This is a genomic window from Erwinia oleae, assembly GCF_000770305.1.
Lineage (GTDB): Bacteria > Pseudomonadota > Gammaproteobacteria > Enterobacterales > Enterobacteriaceae > Erwinia > Erwinia oleae.
The window spans coordinates 21,122-39,898 of record NZ_JNVB01000041.1; the positions used below are offsets into that span (position 1 = coordinate 21,122).

Annotated in this window: 20 protein-coding genes and 1 tRNA gene; 11 read left to right on the forward strand and 10 right to left on the reverse strand. The window is 54.0% G+C overall.

The annotated features are described in order from the left end of the window. Window positions 1–51: 51 nt before the first annotated feature. The gene (gene ccmB / locus GS12_RS14055; protein WP_034948132.1) at window positions 52–711 is read right to left on the reverse strand and encodes a heme exporter protein CcmB; all 660 of its coding nucleotides are present in this window, start codon (window positions 709–711) and stop codon (window positions 52–54) included. Next, window positions 711–1,328, reverse strand: coding sequence for a cytochrome c biogenesis heme-transporting ATPase CcmA (gene ccmA, locus GS12_RS14060; RefSeq protein WP_034948135.1), 618 nt, complete (start codon window positions 1,326–1,328; stop codon window positions 711–713). Before ccmA ends, ccmB begins: the two co-directional genes overlap by 1 nt. Before the next feature lie 234 nt (window positions 1,329–1,562). Here ccmA and GS12_RS14065 point away from each other — a divergent pair, with 234 nt between their 5' ends. Both GS12_RS14065 and GS12_RS14070 read left to right on the forward strand, forming a co-directional pair. Then, complete coding sequence (locus GS12_RS14065) at window positions 1,563–2,486, forward strand: formate/nitrite transporter family protein (RefSeq protein WP_034948138.1); 924 nt, start codon at window positions 1,563–1,565, stop codon at window positions 2,484–2,486. A 192-nt stretch (window positions 2,487–2,678) separates the two neighbouring features. Continuing rightward, a tRNA-Arg gene (locus GS12_RS14070) sits at window positions 2,679–2,753 on the forward strand. A gap of 26 nt (window positions 2,754–2,779) precedes the next feature. Here GS12_RS14070 and GS12_RS14075 read toward each other — a convergent pair. Then, complete coding sequence (locus GS12_RS14075) at window positions 2,780–3,526, reverse strand: YoaK family protein (RefSeq protein ID WP_034948141.1); 747 nt, start codon at window positions 3,524–3,526, stop codon at window positions 2,780–2,782. 164 nt (window positions 3,527–3,690) lie between these two features. On the opposite strand from GS12_RS14075, the gene GS12_RS14080 reads away from it, so the two are divergent. From GS12_RS14080 to GS12_RS14090, 3 genes are all read left to right on the forward strand, one after another. Further along, window positions 3,691–3,903, forward strand: a complete 213-nt coding sequence (locus GS12_RS14080; protein WP_034916222.1) for a hypothetical protein — start codon at window positions 3,691–3,693, stop codon at window positions 3,901–3,903. A gap of 187 nt (window positions 3,904–4,090) precedes the next feature. Next, window positions 4,091–5,338, forward strand: coding sequence for a mechanosensitive ion channel family protein (locus GS12_RS14085; protein ID WP_034948144.1), 1,248 nt, complete (start codon window positions 4,091–4,093; stop codon window positions 5,336–5,338). Window positions 5,339–5,488: 150 nt separating this feature from the next. Continuing rightward, entirely contained in the window at window positions 5,489–6,715 is a 1,227-nt protein-coding gene (locus GS12_RS14090; protein ID WP_034948147.1) for an L-lactate MFS transporter, read from the forward strand. A 42-nt stretch (window positions 6,716–6,757) separates the two neighbouring features. On the opposite strand, the gene GS12_RS14095 is transcribed toward GS12_RS14090, so the two are convergent. The 3 genes from GS12_RS14095 to GS12_RS14100 all read right to left on the reverse strand — a co-directional run bounded on the left by GS12_RS14095 (window position 6,758) and on the right by GS12_RS14100 (window position 8,421). Continuing rightward, a complete protein-coding gene (locus GS12_RS14095) occupies window positions 6,758–7,639 on the reverse strand; it encodes an SMP-30/gluconolactonase/LRE family protein (RefSeq protein ID WP_034948151.1) in 882 nt (293 codons plus the stop codon). A 156-nt stretch (window positions 7,640–7,795) separates the two neighbouring features. After that, a complete protein-coding gene (locus GS12_RS24340) occupies window positions 7,796–8,131 on the reverse strand; it encodes a hypothetical protein (RefSeq protein ID WP_152601413.1) in 336 nt (111 codons plus the stop codon). A gap of 8 nt (window positions 8,132–8,139) precedes the next feature. Further along, window positions 8,140–8,421, reverse strand: coding sequence for a membrane lipoprotein lipid attachment site-containing protein (locus GS12_RS14100; protein WP_034916229.1), 282 nt, complete (start codon window positions 8,419–8,421; stop codon window positions 8,140–8,142). Between the two features lie 309 nt (window positions 8,422–8,730). Here GS12_RS14100 and ypdK point away from each other — a divergent pair, with 309 nt between their 5' ends. Continuing rightward, window positions 8,731–8,853, forward strand: a complete 123-nt coding sequence (gene ypdK / locus GS12_RS25315) for a membrane protein YpdK (protein WP_197060497.1) — start codon at window positions 8,731–8,733, stop codon at window positions 8,851–8,853. Window positions 8,854–8,896: 43 nt separating this feature from the next. Here ypdK and alaC read toward each other — a convergent pair whose 3' ends face one another. Both alaC and GS12_RS14110 read right to left on the reverse strand, forming a co-directional pair. Then, window positions 8,897–10,126 (reverse strand): alanine transaminase, encoded by a 1,230-nt coding sequence (alaC, locus tag GS12_RS14105; RefSeq protein WP_034916231.1) that lies wholly within the window; start codon window positions 10,124–10,126, stop codon window positions 8,897–8,899. 116 nt (window positions 10,127–10,242) lie between these two features. Further along, window positions 10,243–10,773, reverse strand: coding sequence for a GNAT family N-acetyltransferase (locus GS12_RS14110; protein WP_034948153.1), 531 nt, complete (start codon window positions 10,771–10,773; stop codon window positions 10,243–10,245). Between the two features lie 256 nt (window positions 10,774–11,029). Here GS12_RS14110 and GS12_RS14115 point away from each other — a divergent pair, with 256 nt between their 5' ends. Together GS12_RS14115 and GS12_RS14120 are read left to right on the forward strand one after the other, a co-directional pair. Then, on the forward strand, window positions 11,030–12,715 hold the full coding sequence (locus GS12_RS14115; RefSeq protein WP_034948154.1) for a LytS/YhcK type 5TM receptor domain-containing protein: 1,686 nt from the start codon (window positions 11,030–11,032) through the stop codon (window positions 12,713–12,715). A 23-nt stretch (window positions 12,716–12,738) separates the two neighbouring features. Then, entirely contained in the window at window positions 12,739–13,467 is a 729-nt protein-coding gene (locus GS12_RS14120) for a LytR/AlgR family response regulator transcription factor (RefSeq protein WP_034948155.1), read from the forward strand. Between the two features lie 21 nt (window positions 13,468–13,488). Here the strand turns inward: GS12_RS14120 and glk are convergent, their stop codons facing one another. Beyond that, the gene (gene glk / locus GS12_RS14125) at window positions 13,489–14,454 is read right to left on the reverse strand and encodes a glucokinase (RefSeq protein WP_034916236.1); all 966 of its coding nucleotides are present in this window, start codon (window positions 14,452–14,454) and stop codon (window positions 13,489–13,491) included. Between the two features lie 300 nt (window positions 14,455–14,754). On the opposite strand from glk, the gene mgrA reads away from it, so the two are divergent. Together mgrA and GS12_RS14135 are read left to right on the forward strand one after the other, a co-directional pair. Beyond that, on the forward strand, window positions 14,755–15,744 hold the full coding sequence (mgrA, locus tag GS12_RS14130) for an L-glyceraldehyde 3-phosphate reductase (protein ID WP_034916238.1): 990 nt from the start codon (window positions 14,755–14,757) through the stop codon (window positions 15,742–15,744). A gap of 131 nt (window positions 15,745–15,875) precedes the next feature. After that, complete coding sequence (locus GS12_RS14135; RefSeq protein WP_034916239.1) at window positions 15,876–16,247, forward strand: DUF2502 domain-containing protein; 372 nt, start codon at window positions 15,876–15,878, stop codon at window positions 16,245–16,247. Between the two features lie 47 nt (window positions 16,248–16,294). On the opposite strand, the gene GS12_RS14140 is transcribed toward GS12_RS14135, so the two are convergent. Beyond that, window positions 16,295–17,530 (reverse strand): Nramp family divalent metal transporter, encoded by a 1,236-nt coding sequence (locus GS12_RS14140; protein ID WP_034916240.1) that lies wholly within the window; start codon window positions 17,528–17,530, stop codon window positions 16,295–16,297. 366 nt (window positions 17,531–17,896) lie between these two features. Here GS12_RS14140 and GS12_RS14145 point away from each other — a divergent pair. Next, a partial coding sequence (locus GS12_RS14145; protein ID WP_034948156.1) for a NupC/NupG family nucleoside CNT transporter occupies window positions 17,897–18,777 on the forward strand: 881 nt, incomplete at its 3' end.

Sequence of the window (18,777 nt, forward strand, 5' to 3'; positions counted from 1 at the left end):
ATTTTGCTCACATAAAGGTAAAACGTTCTGATATTTATTATGAAAATTACGTCAGTGCATGCTCACCCGCAGCGCCGCTGTGGTAGCAAAAGGCGTCAACGTGGCGCTGCCCGCCAGCATCGCGCCTAAAATCGCCAGATAGCCTTCTACAGGCAGGCCTTGTCCGGCAGCATCAATGGCCGCGCTGGCGAAGATCAGCACCGGCATCGCCAGCGGCAGGACCAGCACGCTGAGCAGTATGCCGCCGCGCCGCAGCCCGACGGTCAGCGCGACGCCCACCGCGCCGAGAAAACTCAAGGTCGGCGTGCCCAGCAGCAGCGTAAGCGCAACGGCGCGCCAGCTGGCAAAATCCAGCGACAGCAGCAGCGCCGCCAGGGGAGAGAGCAGGATCAGCGGCACGCCGGTCACCACCCAGTGAGCGGTCACTTTCCCTAATACCGTTAGCGGCAGCGGCGCGGGCAACAGCATGAGTTGCTCCAGCGAACCGTCGAGAAAGTCATCGCGAAACAGGCGCTCCAGCGCCAGCAGCGAGGAGAGCAGCGCCGCAACCCATACGATCCCCGGCGCGATACGCGCCAGCAGCCGCGGTTCCGGCCCTGTTGCCAGCGGAAACAAGGTGATGACGATGAGAAAAAACCACAGCGGGTTTATCACCTCCATGCCGCTGCGAAAAGCCACGCGCAGTTCGCGATTTAACACGCGCCACAGCATCAGGCTGGCTCCGTCATGGACAACGAGATTTTTCGTATGTCACGGCTGGACGCAGGCAGCGGCTGATGGGTGGTGAGAATTATCGATCCGCCATTGTCCGCATGCCGCGTAAAAAGCGCCATCAGGCTGGCGACGCCGTCAATATCAATCGCGGTGAGCGGTTCATCAAGGATCCACAGCGGTGCTGCCGTCAGCCACAGACGCGCCAGCGCGACGCGGCGCTGCTGGCCCGCAGAAAGCTGCCCGACCGCCACGTCGTCAAAGCCGGTCAGATTCACGGCATCCAGCGCGTCAAGAAGTGCCTCTTCCTGATGAGCAGGATGATAAAACCGGAGGTTTTCACCGGCGGTCAGGTTTGCTTTGATGCCCGGCTGGTGCCCAATCCACAGCATGGCGGCGTGGTAGTTTTCGCGCTGACGATGAATCGGTTGCTGTTGCCAGCAGACCTCGCCCTGCTCAGCGCGACTCAAACCGGCCAGGATCCGCAGCAACGACGTTTTGCCTGCGCCGTTCGCCCCGGCAATCTGCACGATATCACCAGCCGCTACCGTAAAATTCAGGTCGCGAAACAGCGTGCGTTCGCCGCGAATACAGGTCAGATGAGTAGCTTCCAGCATGGCAGACTATCAGGCTTATTAACATTGGGTGAAATAGTACCACAGTAAATCATCGCGTCGCAGCCTGCGGCGAACCCGGCTGTGATCCCTCTACGTTTCGCGGCAGTTAACCAAAAAAAAGTTGTAATGTTAAAGTCTTATTATCCACTTCATAACATTTAGCTACACTTTTATCAGCGAACTGGCCCGTCACACGCCACGGGCAACATTATCTCAGGCATCAGGAAACGTAACGTGACGACAAAAAACGACAGCTCAGAAGTTGAGAGTGAAGAGAGCGAACAGGGAGAATCTATCGAAGTTGATGAAGAGGCGCTTCCCTCCCGCGCCGCAGCGGTGCATGAGCAGATTCGTCAGGAAGGTGAAAAAGAGCTGGAACGCGACGGCATGGCGCTGCTGTTTTCCGCTATTGCCGCAGGCCTGTCGATGGGCGCATCGCTCATGGCAAAAGGCATCTTTCAGGCCAATCTTGAAGGCGTTCCCGGCGCTTTACTGCTGGAGAATTTAGGCTATACCTTTGGCTTTATTATTGTGATTATGGCGCGACAGCAACTGTTTACGGAGAACACCGTGACCGCCGTATTGCCGATTATGCACAAGCCAACCCGCAGCAATTTTGGGCTGCTTTTTCGACTCTGGAGCATTGTGCTGGGCGGCAATCTGATCGGCACCGCCATGGGCGCGTTGGCATTTACCCACATGCCCATTTTTGATGATGCCACACGCACTGCCTTTGTTTCCATCAGTCAGAAAGTGATGGAAAACACGCCCGCTGAGATGTTTGCTAACGCCATCGTTTCCGGTTGGATCATCGCCACCATGGTCTGGATGTTCCCCTCTGCGGGCGCGGCGAAAATCTGGGTAATCGTCCTGATGACCTGGCTGGTGGCGCTGGGCGATCTGGCGCACATCGTTGTGGGTTCAGTAGAGGTTCTTTACCTGGTGTTTAACGGTCTGATCAGCTGGCATGACTTTTTCTGGCCTTTTGCGCTGCCGACGCTCGCCGGTAACATCATTGGCGGCACCTTTATTTTTGCGCTGATTAGCCATGCTCAGATTCGTAATGATATGAGCACTAAGCAAAAAACCGAGGCGAAAGCAAAAGAGAGGTCGCGTGAAAAGGAGGAGAAACCGAAGGAAAGCGCCCGGTCTGAGTGACAGGCATAAGGAAAAGTATCAGCCGTTTTTCGCGCGCCGCGGCGGCTGGTAATAACCGACGCCAGCTGGCGCGATGTTGCGGATATCTCTGCCCGCTAACGGCAACGAAAACGGGCCGATTGATGACAAAAACAGCAGTCGAACGGGTAAGTGGTTAATCTGCGTATAAAATCGCGCTATACTCCCGGCGCTGTCCCCTTAGTTAAATGGATATAACGAGCCCCTCCTAAGGGCTAGTTGTAGGTTCGATTCCTGCAGGGGACGCCATTTCTTTCCTCTCTCGCGTCAGCAAATTATTGGTTAGCATCAAGCAATTTTGCCGACGACGCATGCTTTCTGGCGCGCTGTAGCGATAACATGGCCATAAAAATCAACAGGCCGCCGGTCACAATTAAAAACGCATAGCCGAGTAAGTTCCAGGCCAGAATGCCTGTCACGCCGCCAACGAAAAAGCCGAACAGCGTCAGTCCATGTAACTTCAGTCGTTCAATAAAAGGCGAAGCCTGCTTCGGTGATTCCCGGCGCAGCACAATATCGATCATCATCGCCAGCTCGATACCAATGTCCGTTGCCGTTCCGGAGATATGTGTCGTGCGCACACGGGCGTTGGAGATACGCGTGACCACCGCGTTTTGCAATCCCATCAGCAGGCTGAGGCACATGATCAACACGATGCCCGGCGACGCGAGCGGCACCGTTATTTCAACAGTGCCCAGTACAATCAGCGCCGTGGCCTCAATCAGGATCACAAAGGCATAAATTCCCCGCATGTTCCGTCTGCGCCCGGCATTGACGATGAGCGTGGCAAGGGTCGCGCCGGTGATAAACAGCAGCACAAGGGCTAAAAAGAAGCCCCCGCTACTCCATTTCACCTTCGCAAGATTGTCTGAAAGAGAAGAGAGATTGCCGGTCATGTTAGCGGAAAAAAAACCGACTATTTCAAACGCGGCGGTGTTTAATGCGCCCGCAACGGCGGCCAGCAGACAGGCCAGCCAGCTGTCTGCACCGGGCGTTCTGTCAGTATCAGTATGGATGAGCATAGGGAGAGTCAGGATTCTGGAAGCAGGTGTTTATATTCTGCCTGATATTGATGAAACTCAAGCGCAATAAAATAACCCTTCCTTCTCCCCTGTATTCCACCGATTGATTATTCCACAGGTAGCGTACATTAAGCGCAATTCACTACGCCTTACCGGAGTTGGTTATGCCAGATAAAGATCCCGTTGTTGAACGCCTTACCGTTGAAGTACTGGCCCTGCGCCAAATCGTGCAGATGTTAATTGCCTATGGCAACGTCCCTACCGGCGGTAAGCTCAACAAGTATCTGCAAAAGGTGGCGGACGATACCGAGCATCGCGACGAGCGCCAAAGCAGCAAAGCCATCGCAGATGCGATTCGCAGCTACATTCAGGGCTGATTCGCTCTCTGCTGCGGCTGAAAGTTAAGAAAAAAGCGCTTTCAGCCGCCTCTCTCTCCGGGGACGCTCAACCTTAACATCAACCGGATTTGATCCGGCGACCCGATGCGCGTTATCCTCCGCGCCAGCCATAGCAAATGGATTACCTTGTCGTTTGGGAACGTTTTTTAACAGGGAACAGAAACGGATGCACCACTACCTTCTTCAATGGCTCACCGCCATTAATTTGCCTTATGCCTCGCCGATTGCTGTTTTAGCGACTGTCGGCATTGTTTTGCTTATTTCGCTTGTTGTTCACGCTTTGCTGCATCAGGTGATGCTGCCGCTGCTGACGCGCTTTGCCGGGCGTTCTTCGCGCCAGTGGCCAACGTCTGTTATTAAAAAGAATCTCTTCAGCCGCTTTGCCCTGCTGGTTCAGGGGTTTTTATTCCAGTTTCAGATTGAACTGTTCCTGAGCGGAAGCGATCCGCTGTTTACGGTGCTGATGGCCGTCAGCCAGGTTTGGGTGATGATTTTCAGCCTGCTGCTGTTTTTTTCGCTGCTGGACGTACTGCTTGAACTGTCGGAAAACAGCGTGATTGCGCGTCAGTTGCCACTGCGCGGAATTTTCCAGAGCCTGAAGCTGATTGGCGCGCTGCTGGTTACGCTGATGATTATTTCAGTTCTGATTGGCAAATCCCCGCTGGTGCTGCTCACCGGCCTCGGTGCGATGACCGCGGTGCTGATGCTGGTCTTTAAAGATCCTATCCTGGGGCTGGTGGCAGGTATCCAGCTCTCTGCCAATAACATGCTTAAAATTGGTGACTGGCTGGAGATGCCGAAATATGGCGCGGATGGCGACGTGGTGGATATCAGCCTGACGACCGTGAAGGTGAGTAACTGGGACAAAACCATTACCACCATTCCTACCTATGCGCTGATTTCCGACTCGTTTAAAAACTGGCGCGGTATGACGGAATCCGGCGGACGCCGCATCAAGCGCAGCATCAATATTGATACCACCAGCATTCATTTTTTAACCGATGAAGATATCGACAGAATGAAGGGCGCGCAGCTGCTGACGCCTTACCTGGCGGGGAAACAGGCTGAAGTAGCAAAACATAACGCCGAACTCGGCTGCGATTTAAGCACGCCGCTCAACGGCCGCCGCATGACCAACATCGGCACGTTTCGCGCCTGGCTCGAAGCGTGGCTGAAGGCGCATCCGCACAGCCACAAAGGCATGACGTTGATGGTTCGCCAGCTTGCGCCCGGCCCGGATGGCCTGCCGGTGGAGATCTATATGTTTACCAATACCACCGCCTGGCTGGAATATGAGAAAATTCAATCGGATATCTTTGATCATATCTTTGCGGTGCTGCCGGCGTTCGGGTTACGCGTACATCAAACGCCTACCGGCAATGATATGAGAAATATTCGGATAGCCCGCGCGTAACCCCACAAAGCTACCCTCCTGTCCGGTCACTCATGCCGTGCAGGAGGCATTTCATTCCGCGCGGGCGGCACTTCATGCCGTTATCGCCCCGCGCGCGTAAGCCCGGCCCTATCATGTGCTCAATAACTTACCGTTCGCCGGGAGCGTTTTATGAGCACACATACCGTCTGTCAAAACCACAACCGTACCCGTTGGTTGACCCTGATTGGCACAATTATCACGCAGTTTGCGCTGGGTTCGGTTTATACCTGGAGCCTGTTCAATGGTCAGCTTTCCCATAAACTGGACGCGCCTGTCGGTCAGATTGCCTTTTCTTTTGGTCTGTTGAGTCTGGGGCTGGCCATTGCTTCCTCGGTGGCCGGGAAGCTACAGGAGCGTTTTGGCGTACGCAACGTCACGATCGGCGCCGGTTTGCTGCTGGCAACGGGTTTTTATCTTACCGCCCACGCCGATAACCTGTTTATGCTCTACCTGAGCGCAGGCGTGCTGGTGGGGCTGGCCGATGGCGCGGGCTATCTGATGACATTGTCGAACTGCGTTAAGTGGTTCCCGGAACGGAAGGGACTGATTTCCGCCTGCGCAATCGGCGCGTACGGGCTCGGTAGCCTGGGTTTTAAATTCATCTGTGGTTATTTACTGAGCAACAACGGTCTGGAGACAACCTTTATCATCTGGGGCGGACTGGCGATGGCGATGATTATTCCCGCTGCGCTGCTGATGCAAGATGCGCCACAGCAGCAGGTTACCGCACTCCATAACGAAAACCAGACGCGCGATTTTTCTCTGCCGGAAGCGGTGCGTATGCCACAGTACTGGCTGCTGGCGCTGATGTTTCTTACCGCCTGCATGAGCGGTCTCTACGTGATAGGCGTAGCGAAGGATATCGGTGAGAGCCTGGTGCATCTCTCCGCACAGACTGCCGCCAATGCGGTAACTATTATCGCTATCGCGAACCTGAGCGGTCGGCTGGTGCTGGGCGTATTGTCCGATAAAATTGCCCGCATCCGCGTTATCACTCTGGCACAGGTCGTCTCGCTGGTGGGAATGAGCATTCTGCTGTTTACTGCGATGAATGAAACCACTTTCTTTATTTCCATCGCCTGCGTCGCCTTCAGCTTTGGCGGCACCATCACCGTCTATCCTTCCCTGGTCAGTGACTTCTTCGGCCTGAACAATCTGACCAAAAATTACGGGCTGATTTACCTGGGATTTGGTATTGGCAGCGTGATGGGTTCGTTAATTGCCTCGCTGTTTGGCGGCTTCACCGTCACCTTCAGCCTGATTATGACGCTGCTGGTTATCTCGCTGATTGCCTCACTGGTCATCCGCCTGCCGCATCAGCGCAGCGAAGGAAAAAAAGCCTTGCAGCATGCCTGAATGCACATTGTCTGATTACAACCGGCCTTTTAGGCCGGTTTTTTATCGCTGTCGAAAGTGCGGTTCGGGCAGCCCTGCCACACCGACGCGTACCGCAAGCAGATCGCCAGACTGCGGGTAAGCAGCCAGCTCTTCTGCCGTGCGCCCTTCGCGGGAGCTGGTAATGTAGAGCGTTTTCAGATCGGGCCCGCCAAAGGCGATCATCGTTGGCCAACGCACCGGCAACGGAATTTCATCGACGATCTGCCCGTCAGCAGGATCCATGCGAACAACGCGCGAACCGTCGAACATGGCTGCCCAGTAAAATCCTTCACTGTCCACGGCTGCGCCGTCTGGTAATCCGCCCTGCGCCTGCGCAAATCGCCTTATCACCTCACGCGGGCCGATCTCGCCCTGCTCGTCCATCGGATAGCGATAGAGCACGCCGTTAGGCGTATCGGTGTGATACATCCAGCGGCTGTCGGGTGAAAAAGCGACGCCGTTGGAGATCATCACGTCCCCGGCCTGTACGGTGAGCTGCATGTTCTCATCCAGCCGACACAGCTTGCCGCCGTTACGATCCTGCGGCTCCCACAGGCTGCCGCACCAGAAGCGGCCAAAGCGATCCACCCGACCGTCGTTGAAACGGCTACGCGCCGCCTCGCCAGGGTTAGGCGCGATACGCTGCGTGATCTTTCCCTGTTGATCCAGCAGGCAAACGCCGCTGCGCAGTGCGGCTACAAATCCGCCTTTCTCATGCAGACCAAAACAGCCAATATGCTCTTCTACCGGCATTACCTGATGTTCGCCGCTTTGCGGATCGAAGCGATGCAGAGCGGGCGCAAGAATATCGACAAAGTAGAGCACCTGCTCGTCCACCGACCACAGCGGACACTCGCCTAATTCAGCCTGAGCGGCCAGCACATTTTTAATCTGATAAGGCATAATTTCTCCCGAATTTACTCACCCTGAGTCTAGGCCATAATTGCCGTTTCGGTTAAATTTGGGATAAAAAGAATAATGACAGAGAGAAAGAAAATTAAGAGCATTCTGTGAAAGCGTTTTTTCATCTTTATCTTATTTATCCTGATTGGTTTTTTGTTAATTATTCATGCTCGAATTATTTTGTAATATATGTTTAATTAACTCTACACTGCTGGCATTATTTCTCCACTTTGTTTCTGTACAGTTGCTAATTACCGGAGCCAGCGAATGAGAAAACTTTTTTGCCTCGCTGGCGTGCGGGTTGTGACCCGGCGGCATCACGTATGAAAGGCACGGCGGCAGGCACAGGGCATCATTATCATTAAGGGTGGCTGTCGCTAAGAGATGAATTATAAGAGAATGAAAATTGTTCATTCTCAAGCGGGCAAAGCCTGCACACGGCAATATAAAAATAAAAATATGAAAAATATTGGGCGGGGAATTTCCGCCCATTTTTTTATTCAGCTTTTAATCGTGTAATTACACTGATACCAGGCTTTCATTAGTCCGGGCAGTCGACTTTCGTGCGGCTCAATAGGATCAACCTTATCAAATCCGCGCTCAGCGCAGTAGTTTTTCACGTCCTTTTCCATAGCGGTTTTATCGACCTTTTGCGGATTAAAACGATACTGAACGGTATTGGCTACCGGATCTTCATCGACCTTTTCAAAAGCGCCGGGCTTACCGGATGTACATCCTGCCAGCAGCAGCATGCTCAGCGCTGCGAAAACCGTTTTCTTCATATGAACTCTCCTCCGGTGCAGGATAGTATCAATCCCGCTGCGCTTCGCCAGCGGGAAAAATCGTATTTGCACTTTTTTTACCGAGTAAGACAAATTTTTACCAATTGAATCGATTAAGAATACCGGCTGGCGCATGCGGGAGCCGAATGCGATAATGTCCCGACACACAGCAACACCAATAATGAGTTTTTTGTAATTATAACAATATGTTATGCCCGCGGCGAGCGGGCTTTTTTTTGCATGTCTTTATTTTGAAATCAAGAGCGGGTAAATTAGCGAACGGTTCCGCCATGAGCGATTCGTGGCTAAATGAGATGTCCGGCTGATGCGCTGCCGGACAGAGTAATTCAGGAGTGGTTCGTGAAATATGCGTTGATGGGGATCTCTTTTATCCTGTTGGTCTGGGCAGGAACGTTTTATTTAATGCTGTAGGCTGGCTGCAACAGGGCCAGGCCTTGCAGCCTGACCCCAACCGTTACGCTTCTTCTTCGCTGGCCTTTACCGTTCCGGGTAAAATGCCTTCCGCACGAAACATGGCCTTGATACCGCGAACCGCCTGACGAATGCGGTCGCTGTTCTCGATCAGCGCAAACCGAACGTGCGTATCGCCGTAATCCCCAAAGCCAATCCCCGGCGACACACAAACCTTAGCTTCCAGTAACATCTTTTTGGCGAACTCCAGCGAGCCGAGATGCGCGTAGTGATCCGGGATCTTCGCCCAGACATACATTGACGCTTTCGGCAGATCGACCATCCAGCCAGCTTCATGCAGCCCTTTCACCAGCACGTCGCGGCGCAGTTTGTACTGTTCGGCAATATCGCGTACGCATTGCTGATCGCCCTCAAGCGCGGCAATGGCCGCCACCTGGAGCGGCGTGAAGGTGCCATAATCGTGATAGCTTTTGATACGCGCCAGTGCGGCAACCAGTTCTTTGTTGCCCACCATGAAACCGATGCGCCAGCCCGCCATGTTGTAGCTTTTCGAGAGGGTGAAGAACTCCACCGCCACGTCACGCGCGCCCGGCACCTGCATAATCGACGGTGCTTTCCAGCCATCGTAAACAATATCGGCATAGGCGAGGTCATGAATGACCAGCACGTTGTACTGTTTCGCCAGCGCGATAACTCGTTCGAAGAAGTCCAGCTCAACGCACTGCGCCGTTGGATTCGACGGAAAGCCTAAAATCATCATTTTTGGCTTGGGATAGCTTTCGCGGATGGCCCGCTCCAGTTCATTAAAGAAATCAACCCCCGCAACCAGCGGCACCGATCGTACCTGCGCGCCGGCAATCACCGCACCGTAGATATGAATGGGATAGCTGGGGTTGGGCACCAGCACCGTATCACCATGATCGAGCGTCGCCAGCATCAGATGCGCCAGCCCCTCTTTCGAACCGATCGTAACAATAGCTTCCGTTTCAGGATCGATATCAATGTCATAGCGGTCGGCATACCAGCGAGAGATCGCGCGGCGCAGGCGAGGTATACCGCGCGAGGTGGAGTAGCCGTGGGTGTCTTCACGCTGCGCCACCGCGCACAGTTTTTCAACAATGTGCGGCGGCGTCGGGCCATCAGGATTGCCCATACTGAAGTCGATAATATCTTCACCGCGACGGCGTGCGGCCATTTTCAGTTCGGCGGTAATATTGAATACGTAAGGCGGAAGACGTTCGATACGGGAAAAATGCCGCAGGGGACTTGTCATAGAAACCTCTGATTTACGTTAGCGCCCGGACCGTCCGAGCGACGCTGACCACAATATGGTCGAGGAATGAACATAGCCTTTTAGCGATACCGCTGTCGAGAGGTCAGCACAAAATTTTATTTACGGTCTGATTTCAGGCAGCCGAACATCCAGTCGTTTACCCAGCGGCCTCGCAGCAGATAATTATCCCGAAAAGTACCCTCAAGCCTGAATCCGTTCTTCTCCAGCACCCGGCGCGAAGCCCAGTTTCCTTCTACCACTTCCGCCTTCAGCTTATGAAACTCGCAGTCGTTAAACAGAAAATCTGTCAGCGCCGAGAGCGCTTCGCTGCCGTACCCTTTACCGAAATGGGCGCTGAGCAAGGAATAACCCACTTCAGCCTGGCGAAACGGCGCCCATTCAGCATTTGCGCCAATAAATCCTACCGCTTCATCCGTTGCGGCTATCCTGATCGTCAGGCAGAGCATGTGAAAGCTGGTCACCTGCCAGGGCGCGAGGCGGTCGTTGAATCGCTGGCGAATTTCGGCATCCTGTCGCACTTCGCTAATGAATGCCATCGCGTTTTCATCCGTATGGACCTGATAAAAAATCGGCCAGTCTTCCGGTTGCAGACGCGTCAGCCGCAAACGCTCGGTAGAAAGCTTCATAGTTCTTCTCTGATAAGGGGAAATTTTAAAAGGCCCAATAAGTACGCTTCCGCTTTAATTTTTTCTTGGCGTATTTTATGGCGATCTCACGGCCGTTATGAACAAAAAATAATCACAAGAACCCATTTTTTTAATCCTCTTTTTACCACTAGGATTTCCGCATTTACTCTCCCGGCTGGCATATCGCCCCAGCTTTACTTATCATAATGCGTTATTCTTCACCTCCGTCGAGGCGCCCGTGCACGCCACATTCAATATGCTGCTTGCGGTTTTAGATCGCGCCGCGCTGATGCTCATTTGCCTCTTCTTTATGACCCGCATCCGGCCATTCCGCCAGCTGTTGCAAAAGGATGAGCATTCACGTCAGGAACTGCTGGCCGTTACCGCCATTTTTTCGCTGTTTGCGCTGTTCGGCACCTGGAGCGGGATAAATGTGGAAGGATCGTTGGTGAACGTACGCACCATCGCCATTATGTCCGGCGGCATTCTGTTCGGCCCGTGGGTCGGCATTGCGACCGGCGTGATTGCCGGCCTGCACCGTTTTCTGATCGATGTTCACGGCGTCACCTCTGTTCCCTGTCTGATCACCAGTATCACCGCCGGTTTTGTCTCAGGCTGGATAAACCTGAAGGTGGCGAAAGAGAAGCGCTGGAGCGCAGGTATCGTCGGCGGCATGCTGTGCGAAGCGTTGACCATGCTGCTGATCGTTGCCTGGGCGAAACCCACCGCGCTCGGCCTCGACATTGCCAGTGAAATCGCCCTTCCGATGATCCTTGGCGCCGCCAGTATTGGCCTGATTGTCCTGCTGATCCAGAGCGTTGAGGGTGAAAAAGAGGCCGTGGCCGCGCGTCAGGCAAAGCTGGCGCTGGATATCGCCAATAAAACTCTGCCGCTTTTTCGTCAGGTAAACAGTGAGTCGCTGCGCAAAGTTTGCGATATTATTCGCTGCGATATTAACGCAGATGCGGTGGCTATCACCAATAAAAACCAGATTCTGGCCTATGTCGGCGTGGGAGAAGAGAACTATCACGAAGGCGATGACCACATTAGTCCGACCACCGCCCGCGCCATTAACCACGGCGAAATCATTATCAGAAACAACGACGAAGCGCACCGTACACCGCAAATTCACTCGATGATTGTGATTCCGCTGTGGGAAAAAGGGGAAGTGACGGGCACGCTGAAAATCTACTATCGCCATGCGCACCGCATCACCTGGTCGCTGAAAGAGATGGCGATTGGCCTGTCGCAGATTATCTCTACCCAGCTTGAAGTGTCCCGGGCTGAACAGCTCAGAGAGATGGCCAACAAAGCGGAGCTGCGCGCGCTTCAAAGCAAAATCAACCCACACTTTCTTTTCAATGCGTTGAACGCCATTTCGTCATCAATACGCATCAATCCCGATACCGCTCGCCAACTGATCAGTAACCTGTCGCGCTACCTGCGCTACAACCTGGAGCTGAATGACGATGAAATCATTGATATCAAAAAAGAGCTGTACCAGATCAAAGACTATATTGCCATTGAGCAGGCGCGTTTTGGCGACAAGCTGACGGTGATTTACGATATCGAAGAGGACGTGAGCTGCGCGCTGCCCAGTCTGCTGATCCAGCCGCTGGTGGAAAATGCCATTGTTCACGGCATCCACCCTTGCCGCGGCAAAGGCGTGGTGACTGTCAGCGTGAAGGATCAGGGCGATCGTATTCGCATTGCGGTGCGTGATACCGGCAACGGCATCAGCGAAGAGGTGATGGCGCGCGTTGAACGCAACGAGATGCCGGGCAATAAAATTGGCCTGCTGAACGTGCATCACCGCGTCAGGCTGCTTTACGGTCAGGGGCTGCATCTTAAGCGGCTCTCGCCGGGAACGGAAATCGCTTTTTACATCAGCAAAAACGGCGCCGTTCTGCCGGAAAAGCAGCGCGTCTCGTTAACCGCTTAACGCGTTATCATCAGGAAATATCAGTGAAAGCGATCATAGTAGAAGATGAATTCCTGGCGCAGCAGGAGCTGAGCTGGATGATCCAGCAGCACAGCGCACTGACCATTGAGGCCACCTTTGATGACGGCCTCGACGTGCTGAAATACCTGCAAACGCATCAGGTGGACGTCATCTTTCTGGATATCAACATTCCCTCGCTGGACGGCGTACTGCTGGCGCAAAACATCAGCAAGTTCGCCCACAAGCCGCTGATCGTGTTTATCACCGCCTATAAAGAGCACGCGGTTGATGCTTTCGAGCTGGAAGCTTTTGACTACATCCTGAAGCCTTATCAGGAGATGCGCATCGTCACGATGCTGCGTAAGGTGGAAAATACCCTGGCGCAAAAGCTTCAGGGCGGTTCTGACGCCCCGCGCGTCGCGCCGCACACCATTAACCTGGTGAAAGACGAGCGGATAATCGTGACCGATATCAACGATATTTACTATGCCGAAGCGCACGAGAAGATGACCTTCGTCTATACGCGCCGCGAAGCCTATGTAATGTCGATGAATATTACCGAGTTTTGTAACCGGCTACCTGACGAGGCGTTTTTCCGCTGCCACCGCTCCTACTGCGTTAACCTCAGTAAAATCCGCGAAATTGAGCCGTGGTTCAACAACACCTATATGCTTAAGCTGCACGATTTGGAGTTTCAGGTGCCGGTGAGTCGCAGCAGGGTGAAAGAATTTCGCCAGCTGATGCGTTTATAGCGCGTCAGCCGGCGGAAAAGATTACAGAATGGTGCCGAGCGTCTGACGCAGATGCGCGCCTGCGCCAAGCAGGCCTGGCTGGTCGTGGGTGATCAGGTAAACTGGAATGCCCTGCACGTAGTCACGAAAGCGTCCTTTATCTTCAAACGCCGCGCGAAAGCCGGACGCTTTGAAAAACTCCAGAAAACGCGGAACGATGCCACCGGCAATGTAAACACCGCCGAAAGTGCCCAGCGTCAGCGCAAGGTTTCCGCCGAAGCGTCCCATAATGACGCAGAACATCGCCAGCGCGCGGCGGCAGTCGGTACAGCTGTCGTCCAGCGCGCGCGCGGAAACGTCTTTTGGCTTCAGGTTTTCCGGCACGCGGTTATCGGATTTCACAATGGCGCGATAGAGATTGACCAACCCGGCGCCGGAGAGCACGCGCTCGGCGGAAACGTGGCCAAGTTCGGCGCGCAGCACTTCAAGGATCAGATCCTCTTCTTCGCTGTTGGCGGCGAGATCGACGTGCCCGCCCTCGCCCGGCAGGCTCACCCAGCGCTGGTCAACATGCACCAGATGCGCCACGCCAAGGCCGGTTCCGGCGCCATACACGGCAACCGGCTTGTCCTTCACCGCCGCCGATCCGCCGAACTGCATTACATCCTGCTCCGACAGCATCGGAATAGCCATCGAAACGGCGGTGAAATCATTGATGATCTCAAGATGTTCGAAGCCGAGATTCGCCTTCATTTTGCTGGAGGAAAATGCCCAGTCGTGGTTGGTCATCTCTACCCAGTCGTCGGTGATCGGGCAGGCAATCGCAATGCAACCGTCGGTAATATCCTGCTTCTGTTCATCAAGGTAAAAACGGATCACCGCTTCGAGACTGTCATAATCTGCTGTGGAAAACGTTTTGGCTTGTGAAATCGCACCGCTTTCAACGTCACACAGTGCCAGGCGCGCATTGGTGCCGCCCACATCACCTACCAAAGCATATTTAGTCATTATTGTTTTGCTCCGCTTACGTCATTTAAACACACTATAAATTTCCCCGACTTAAACAACAATGTCCGCCGACGCCTGTGAATTCATAAAGCCGCTTACCTTACCTGCCTGCGCGGCGCTTGCCCACGGGCATCATTCTGAATTCTGTCTGTATTGATACACAGTTTCTCTCATTGTAGCGGCGGCCCGGCGTTACGCTATCTCTCCCTGTTTTATCAGGGTTGCGATCTTCACCTCGCCACGCGTTGGTGTAACCGTATACACTGCGGGCATCATGGATCTCACACACAGGAGTTTACGATGATTTATCAGGCAGATGCACAGCGCTACAGCGCTATGGACTATCAGCGCTGCGGACGCAGTGGGCTCAGGCTTCCCGCCGTCTCGCTGGGGTTGTGGCACAACTTTGGCGATGTGACACAGGTGGCAACCAGCCGTTCACTGCTCCGGCACGCGTTTGATTGCGGCATCACCCATTTCGATCTGGCCAACAACTACGGGCCGCCGCCGGGATCGGCAGAAGAGAATTTTGGCCGCATCCTGCGTCAGGATTTTCTGCCCTATCGCGACGAGCTGATTATCTCTTCCAAAGCCGGCTACACCATGTGGGACGGCCCTTATGGCGACTGGGGTTCACGCAAATATCTGATTGCCAGCCTGAATCAGAGCCTGAAGCGCATGAATCTCGATTACGTAGATATTTTCTATCATCATCGCCCTGATCCGGAAACGCCGCTGGAGGAGACGATGAGCGCACTGGATCATATCGTTCGCCAGGGTAAAGCGCTCTATATTGCTTTGTCGAACTATCCGGCGGAAAGAGCGGCCGAAGCCATCGCCATCCTCAAACAGTTGGGCACGCCGTGTCTTATCCATCAGCCGAAATATTCGATGCTGGAGCGTGGGCCAGAAAACGGACTGCTGGAGGTGTTAGGCAACGCAGGCGTCGGCTGCATTGGCTTCTCGCCGCTGGCGGGCGGCCTGCTGACCGATCGCTATCTGAACGGCATTCCTGACGATTCACGTATCGCCAGCGGCAGTCAGTTTTTAAGCCGCGATCGCTTAACGCCAGAGACGATGGCGAAGATCCAGCAACTGAATCAGCTGGCGCAGCAGCGCGGGCAGAAGCTGTCGCAAATGGCGCTGGCATGGGTGCTGCGCGATCCGCGCATGACTTCTGTTCTGATCGGCGCCAGTAAAATCAGCCAGATTGACGATGCGGTTGGCATGCTGGCCCGTCGCGATTTCACACCGGCTGAACTGGATCAGATCGCTACGATTCTTGGATAGGTCAACGGCTGCGGAGAAGTCTCAAACCGCCCCGCCTGGCGCTTTTTTCGGATTGCGCCGGGCGAAACCTCACTGCCCATTTTATAATCTGCCTTAACGGTGCGCTGATGGTGCGCTGATAAGGAGTCATCATGAAACATCTCTTGCTTATTGCCGCGTTGCTGGCAAATTTCTCTCCCCTGGCGATGCACACAGCGCAGGCCGATAACACAGCGATTCCTCTTGCACCGGGCATATCGCTTCAGATTGGCGACAATTATTCGAATGGGCGGTACAACAACTATCGCTACGATGAAGGGCGCTGGCGACAGCATGAGCAGTGGCGACGTCAGCAGGAGAGGCGCCAGCGCTATGAATGGCAGCGTCAGTACCGGTGGCAGGGGTATGAACGCCAGCGGCAGTGGCAGCAGCGGGAGCGGCATCGCGAATGGCGTGAACGCGATCGCCACCGCGACTGGCAGCGGCAAGAGCGTTTGCGCTACGACAATCGCCATCGCGGTTAAGACATAAAAAAAGCCGACGTCATGTCGGCTTTTTTATGCAGAAAGAATTAGCCCGTCACCATGGAAATCAGCAGGTAAAGATTGAGCGCAACCACGATGACCACGATGACGCGTCCCACGTTTTGCATCAGCCGCGAATTGGTTAAATCGCCCATCAGCTCACGATTGCCGGTGAACGACAGCAGCGGCAGCAGCGCCAGCGCAATACCGAAGCTCAGCAGCACCTGGCTCATGATCAGAATGCGGGTGGGCTCCCAGCCCGCAAAAATCACAATAAATGAGGGCAGCATCGTCACAACCCGCCGCACCAGCAGCGGAATGTGAAAACGGATAAAGCCCTGCATCACCACCTGCCCGGCCATGGTGCCGACAACGGTCGAAGAGAGGCCCGCCGTCAGCAGACTGAGGCCGAACACCATCGCGGCGGCTTTGCCCAGCAGCGGATCCAACGTCAGCCAGGCCTGATCCAGGTCGGCAATACCGGTGTGTCCGCTGAAGTGAAAAGCCGCTGCGGCGGTCGCCATCATCGCCAGATTCACAAATCCGGCGATGGTCATGGCAATCGCCACATCCAGCCGCGTTGAGTTATAGCGCTCGCCGCGCGTTCCGCCGTCCGGGTTTTGCGTCAGCGAGGAGTGAAGATAGATAACGTGCGGCATGATGGTTGCGCCCAGCACGCCAGCCGCCAGCAGTACCGCGTCCGCCCCTGGCAACGATGGCACCGCCAGCCCCTGTACCAGGTCTGCCACGTTTGGCTGCGAAAAGAACAGTTCAATGACGTAGGCGGCCGCGACAAACAGCAGCATGCCGCCAATCACCACTTCCAGCGGCTTTCTGCCCCGGTTTTGCAGCATCAAAATCAGGAAGGTCACCACGCCGGTCAGCACCGCGCCCTGTAACAGGCTGACGCCAAAAACCAGTTTGAATCCGATAGCCGCACCGATAAACTCCGCCAGATCCGTCGCCATGGCGATGATCTCCGCCTGCACCCAATAAAACCACACCACCGGGCGCGGATAGCGATCGCGAATATGTTCCGCCAGGTTTTTGCCGGTGGCGATGCCAAGTTTGGCGGACATCAGTTGGATAACCATCGCCATGATGTTCGCCCAGACCACCACCCAGAGTAATTTGTAACCATAGGAGGCGCCAGCCTGGATATTAGTCGCAAAGTTGCCCGGATCGATATAGCCGATAGCCGCGATAAACGCGGGCCCCATCAGCGCAAACTTGATTTTTCGGGAACCGCGGGCAAGCTGCGTCGCGGTGCGACTTTCCAACATAGTATGACCTCTGTAAACACCTGATAAACGCATTGTCTTTTAAATGATAATGATTATCAAGTGCATTAATGGCAGGAAAAACTTATCAGTACAATAGCCAGAGCTAATAAGTATAGCCTTTGCTATAACACAGGCCACGTTACAGGTGTGTTAATTAATTAGCAACATTTTTCACTTTAGGCTATCAGCTATGACCTTACAAGTTATTGGGTGGTTTTTTAAACAGTATCAGGATGTGATCGGCGGAAGAATTCTTGCGCAGAAGGTAAAAGGTAATACTTATAATGCGGCCTGGATCTCGTTTTTCCGTTGCTTGTTACATAGAATACGCACCGCAATATAACAGCCTTCAAATTTGGAGCATACATGTCCCGCATTCTGCATTTTGCTTTGGCGCTGGTTGTGGTCGCCCTGCTTGCCCTGCTGGTAAGTAGCGATCGCAAAAATATCCGCGTCCGTTTTGTTATTCAACTTCTGGTGATCGAAGTCCTGCTGGCGTGGTTCTTCCTTAACTCAGAAGTCGGTCTGGGATTTGTTCAGGGGTTCGCAGGCCTGTTTGATAAACTTTTATCCTATGCCGCTCAGGGTACAAGCTTTGTCTTCGGCAATATGAACGATAAGGGACTGGCCTTCTTCTGGCTGAACGTGCTTTGCCCTATCGTTTTCATCTCCGCGCTTATCGGCATTCTTCAGCACTTCCGCATTCTGCCGATTGTCATTCGTGCGATTGGCACCGTGCTGTCGAAGGTGAACGGCATGGGTAAACTGGAGTCGTTTAACGCGGTAAGCTCGCTGATACTGGGACAGTCAGAAAACTTCATCGCCTATAAAGACATTCTTGGAAAAATGTCGCAGCGCCGCATGTACACCATGGCGGCTACCGCGATGTCCACCGTTTCGATGTCAATCGTTGGCGCCTACATGACCATGCTCCAGCCGAAATATGTCGTGGCGGCGCTGATCCTCAACATGTTCAGCACCTTTATCGTGCTCTCGCTGATCAACCCTTATCGCGTTGAAAGCGAAGAGGATCTGAAGCTGAACGACCTGCACAAAGGTCAGAGCTTCTTTGAGATGCTGGGTGAATACATTCTCGCCGGTTTCAAAGTGGCGGTGATTGTTGCAGCGATGCTGATTGGTTTCATCGCGCTGATTTCGGCGGTCAATGCGCTGTTTGACACCATTTTCGGCATCAGTTTCCAGGGCGTATTAGGCTATGTCTTCTATCCGTTTGCCTGGGTAATGGG